Origin of the sequence: Streptomyces sp. NPDC056347 (assembly GCF_042262625.1) — a bacterium.
Lineage (GTDB): Bacteria > Actinomycetota > Actinomycetes > Streptomycetales > Streptomycetaceae > Streptomyces.
The window spans coordinates 1-5319 of record NZ_JBHJQP010000288.1 but is presented as its reverse complement, the minus strand read 5'-3'; the positions used below and the strand labels follow the sequence as shown (position 1 = coordinate 5319).

Genomic DNA, 5319 nt, shown 5'->3' with positions numbered 1-5319 from the left:
ACCACGGGATTCCTCGATTTCTCCAGGGGCACACCGCTCGTTGGAACGCTGTACCGGCCGGAAGGTCAGACCTTCCGAGGGGTGGGGTGTTCCCTGGAGGTCGAGCTCGACCTCAGCGACGTCGTCTTCCTCGCCACCGCCAACGTGCTCGAAGCCATTCCGGAGGCCCTGCTCGACCGCATGGAGCTGGTCCGGCTCGACGGCTACACCGAGGACGAGAAGGTCGTCATCGCCCGCGACCACCTGCTCCCGCGCCAGCTGGAGCGGACCGGGCTGGCCGGGGACGAGGTCACGCTCGACGAGTCGGCGCTGCGCAAGCTGGCAGGCGAGTACACCAGGGAGGCCGGGGTCCGGAACCTGGAGCGGGCCGTCGCCCGGCTGCTCCGCAAGGTCGCGGCCCAGCACGAACTGGGCGACCGGGAACTGCCGTTCACGGTCACCGAGGCGGACCTGCGGGGCCTGATCGGGCGTCCGCACCACGTCCCGGAGTCGGCCCAGGACCCGGCCGAGCGCCGGACCGCGGTGCCGGGCGTGGCGACCGGGCTCGCGGTGACCGGGGCCGGCGGCGACGTGCTCTTCGTGGAGGCCTCGCTGGCCGACCCGGAGACCGGGGCCTCCGGACTGACCCTCACCGGCCAGCTCGGCGACGTCATGAAGGAGTCCGCGCAGATCGCGCTGAGCTTCCTGCGCTCGCACGGCGCGGAGCTGGAGCTGCCGGTCGCGGACCTGAAGGACCGGGGCGTGCACATCCACTTCCCGGCGGGCGCGGTCCCCAAGGACGGCCCGAGCGCGGGCATCACCATGACGACCGCGCTGGCCTCGCTGCTCTCCGGACGGCTGGTCCGTACGGACGTGGCGATGACCGGTGAGGTCTCGCTGACCGGGCGGGTGCTGCCGATCGGCGGCCTGAAGCAGAAGCTGCTCGCCGCGCACCGGGCGGGGATCACCACCGTGGTCATCCCCAAGCGCAACGAGGCCGATCTGGACGACGTCCCCGCCGAGGTGCTCGACACCCTGGAGGTCCACCCGGTGACCGACGTCCGCCAGGTCCTGGAGATCGCCCTGGCCCCGGCCGTCGCCCCGGCGCGGGAGGAGATCGCGGCCGCGGCGTGAGCGGCACGGCGTGACGGACGCGGCGCCGCGCGCGTGGCCGGTACGGACGGCCCGCCTCCCGGGAATCCCGGGGAGCGGGCCGTACCGCGTCCCGGGGGGTCCGGCCCGTACCGCTTACGGGGGCTCCGGGCTCCGGGGGTCGGGCTCAGACCTCCAGCCAGCCCCGCAGTGTCGCCTGCGCCCCCGCCTGGAAACGGGTCTGCGCGCCCAGCGAGTCCAGCAGCACACTGATCCGGCGCCGGGCGGTGTGGACGTGGACGCCCAGGCGGCGCGCGATCGCCTCGTCCTTCAGCCCGGCCGCGAGCAGCCCCAGCAGCTCCTTCTGCGGCTCCGGCAGCGGCCCGCCGGAACCGCCCAGCGGCGTCGCCCGCTCCCACACCGTCTCGAACAGCGGCACCAGCGCGTTGTGCAGCAGCGCGTCGCCGATCACCAGCGCCGAGGCCGTCGGGTCCGACGCGTCGCTCGGCGGCAGCAGCGTCACCCGCCCGTCCACGATGATCAGCTTCGTCGGTACGCCCGGGGCGACCCGGGCCCGCAGCCCCCGCTCGACCAGCCCGGTCAGCGAGCGCATCCGGCCCGGGTAGCCGATGCCCTCCCGGTCCAGCACCGTGCGCACCGTCACGCCCCGTTCCAGCAGCGCCCCGATGTCCAGCCCCGGGGCGCGTGAACTCCCCTTTCCCGGCTGGCCCTTCACATATGGCGGCCGGTCCAGGATCGCCACCTCCCGCTCGGCCGAGGCCAGCAGGTACTCGGCGCGCTCGCCGATGGCCCGCGGGCCCACGACGACCTCGATGCCGCCCTCGGGGGCGGTGGCGGAGCCGGACATCAGGCGGCCCGCCAGCCGGTCCGCGTTCATCCGCAGCTGCTCCAGCTCGGCCGACCGCAGGTGCAGTTCGGCCTGGCGGCGGTGGATGAGGGCGCGGATCGCGCCGCCCGGGGTCGCCGGCCGGGGCAGGGCATCCGGATCGCCGGGCGGGGCGGGCAGCGCGAAGCCGTGCTCGGTCAGCCGGTCGAGCGCCGCCGCCAGCGGCCCCGGCGCCAGGCCGAGCAGCGCGGCGAGCTCCCGCGCGTCCTCGGCCCGTTCCGCGAGCAATGCCTCGTACACGCGCTGCTCGGCCTCCCCGAGACCGAGATCCGTCAGCTCCCCCTGGATCATGCCTGGATTCTCACTCTGCTTTCACAAGGCACACAAGTGGGCGTGCCCACTTGTCAACACGCCTGTCACATTGATCCGTTGGCGCCCCGCCGCTTGCATGGGCATGACCACCTGAAGGGTCTCCAGGCATGTGGGAGGGGTCGCATTGCGTACGTCCAGAAGAGGTTCACGCGGGGCCGCGGCGGCGAGGCCGGGCAGCGCGGCGAGGGGGAGCGGCATACCGGGGGGCGCCGCCCTGGCCGCCCTGCTCGGCAGCGCCGCGCTCGTCCTGAGCGCGCTCCCGGCCCAGGCGGCCGCCCCCTCGGCCGCCCCGCCGGGCGCCGGGATCGTCCCCGGGGACGGCACCGCCACCCCCGCGCTCGTCGACGCGATCTCCGAACCGGCCGACGCCGCGGCCGGGCCCGCCGACGCGGCCCGCGGCCACCTCGCCGACCGGAAGGCCCGCTACCGGATCGCCGACCCGCGGCGGGACCTGGAGCCCGTCCAGACGCGTACCGAAGGCGCCGAGGAGACGGTCCGCTTCCAGCAGAAGCACCACGGCGTCCCGGTGCTCGGCGGCCAGTACGTCGTACGGATGGAGAAGAAGGCCGGCCGGCGCGTCGTCACCGGCACCTCCGGCAAGTACTTCACCGGGCTCACCACCTCCACCGACGCCGGGATCGACGCCTCCCTCGCCGTCCGGCGGGCCGTCGCCACCACCGCGTCCCGGCTCCGCGGCGCCACCCTGACCAAGGCCGACGCGGTCCGCGCCAAGGGGAAGAAGACCGCCCGGGCGGCCGCGCTCACCGGCACCGACCACGGGCTCGTGGTGATCCCGAGGGGCACCGGCGTCCTCGCCCGCCACGTCACCGTGCGCGGCGCGGACCCGGCCACCGGCGAACCGGTGCTCCAGGAGGTCTACCTCGACGCCGCGGCCGGTTTCCCGGTCCTCCGGTACAGCGGCATCAAGACCCTCACCGCACCGGGCACCGCCCCGGCGGCCGCGCCCGCGAAGGCCGCCGCCGCTCAGGCGGCCCCGGCCGCCGCACCGGCCGCCGAGTTCCCCGGCGTCAAGGGCACCGGCCTGCGCGTCGACGGCTCCAAGGTCCCGCTCGACCTCTACTACGACCGGTCCGCCGACCGGTACCTCATGACGGACTACGCCCACCAGCGGGACAACGGCCAGGGCATGATCAGCACCTGGGACGCCCGGGACGTCGACGTCACCGAGGCCTCCGGGCGCTGGCCCGGCGGGATCAGCGTGTTCAGCCACCCCACCAGCGACTTCGGCAAGGAAGCCGGCCAGTCGGGCGCCACCGACGCGCACTGGGCGGCCGGCCAGGTCTACGACTACTACAAGCAGAAGCACGGCCGCAGCAGCCTCGACGGCCGCGGCATGAACATCGACTCGCTGGTCGGGGTCACCCTCTACGGCCAGCCGTACGTCAACGCCTTCTGGGACGGCCGGAAGATGGTCTACGGCAGTGGCGACAGCGAGTACAAGCCGCTCTCCGCCGACCTCGACGTGGTCGGCCACGAGATGACCCACGGCGTCGTCGAGTCCACCGCGAACCTGGTCTACGCGGGCCAGTCCGGCGCGATGAACGAGGCGATCGCCGACTACTTCGGCAACGCCATCGACGTCACCGCCTCCGGTACCTCGATGGACGACCCGGACGCCGGGCTGATCGGCGAGGACCTGTGCCGCACCGCCGGGCCCCGCGACTGCGCCTTCCGCGACCTCAACGACGGCGCCACCACCTCCAAGAACTTCCTCGGCGTGGCCTTCTCCACCGACAACGGCGGGGTGCACCTCAACTCCACGATCTACTCCGGCGCCCTCTGGGACATCCGCGAGGACCTCGGCGCCGAACTCGCCGACAGGATCGCCTACCGGGCGCTCGACGCCTATCTGACCCCGCTCGACGGCTTCACCGAGGGCCGCGACGCCACCATCGCCGCGGCCCGGGAACTGGGCGTCACGGCCAAGCAGCTCAAGGCGGTCAAGCGGGCGTTCGACGCCCACGGCATCGTCCCGGGCTGGGAGAAGGCGCTCGGCGTCGACTCCGACAAGCTCCTCGGCAAGCTCAACACCTCCGGCACCGGCACCGGCGCGGGCGGCGGCTGGTGGGCCGCCTCCACGTCGAACGACGACGGCTCGGAGCCGTACTCCGTCCACGCCGGTCGCACCGACGGCAAGGGCGCGCCCAAGCTGATCAGCCCCAACGACGGCCGCTACCACGTCTATCCGGCGACCGACGGGAAGACCGTGGTCTGGGCGGCGTTCGGCGACACGGGCGTGGACATCCTGAGCCGGCCGGTCGCGGGCGGCCCGATCAGGACGGTCTGGACCTCGTTCACCGGCGTCGAGGGGCTGCGGGTCGACGGCGACCTGGTGGTCTTCACCGAGTACGACCCGTTCGGCAGCCAGCACGTCGGCTACGTGAACACCCGTACCGGCAAGCAGGAGTACGTGGACGGCGGCCGCTACCACCTCTCCACCGCCGTGGGCTCCGTCAAGGGCAACACCATCGCCTACGGCAAGCTCTACCCGGGCCAGACGGAGTACGAGCTGGGCGTCGAGGTCTTCGACACCACCACCGGGAAGACCAGGCTGCTCCCGCAGAGCGGCACCCCGCAGGCGCTCGGCGAGACCGCCGTCACCAGGGACTCCGTGGTGTGGCTGGTCGACGAGAACGCCGAGGACGGCGGCCGGATGGCGGTGCGCCGGGCGAACCGGGACGGCACCGGACTGAAGGACATCAGCCCGGAGACCGGTGACGGCGCGCTCTTCGCGTACGGCCTGACGGCGTCCGACGAGGCGGTCACCGTCACCGCGCAGACCCCGGACACCGCCTACCGCAACGAGACACTGCCCAAGCTGTGGCAGCTCCCCCTGGACGGCTCGCGCGTCCAGCGGGTCTCCTGCAACCGCGGCGAGCAGTCGTACGCGGCGGCCGACGGCGGCAGGCGGGTGGTCTGGATCGACGGCACGACCGGCTGGACCGACCTGGTCACCCGCGAGCGGCCGGCCGGCGACTGCGGCTGAGCCACCTCGACGGCACGACCCG

3 protein-coding genes are annotated in these 5319 nt (G+C 73.7%); 2 read left to right on the top strand and 1 reads right to left on the bottom strand.

All coding sequences use genetic code 11. From position 1 onward, the window contains the following. Nucleotides 1-1113, top strand: a 1113-nt coding sequence (locus ACFCV8_RS35310) for a S16 family serine protease (RefSeq protein ID WP_376689624.1), incomplete at its 5' end; no start/stop codon positions are given. 145 nt (nt 1114-1258) lie between these two features. On the opposite strand, the gene ACFCV8_RS35305 is transcribed toward ACFCV8_RS35310, so the two are convergent. Then, nucleotides 1259-2269: a TrmB family transcriptional regulator gene (locus ACFCV8_RS35305; RefSeq protein WP_376689623.1), complete on the bottom strand. Its 1011-nt coding sequence runs from the start codon at nt 2267-2269 to the stop codon at nt 1259-1261. A gap of 235 nt (nt 2270-2504) precedes the next feature. Between ACFCV8_RS35305 and ACFCV8_RS35300 the strand changes: the two genes are divergently transcribed. Continuing rightward, nucleotides 2505-5297: a M4 family metallopeptidase gene (locus ACFCV8_RS35300; RefSeq protein ID WP_376689626.1), complete on the top strand. Its 2793-nt coding sequence runs from the start codon at nt 2505-2507 to the stop codon at nt 5295-5297. The last annotated feature ends 22 nt before the right edge of the window (nt 5298-5319 follow it).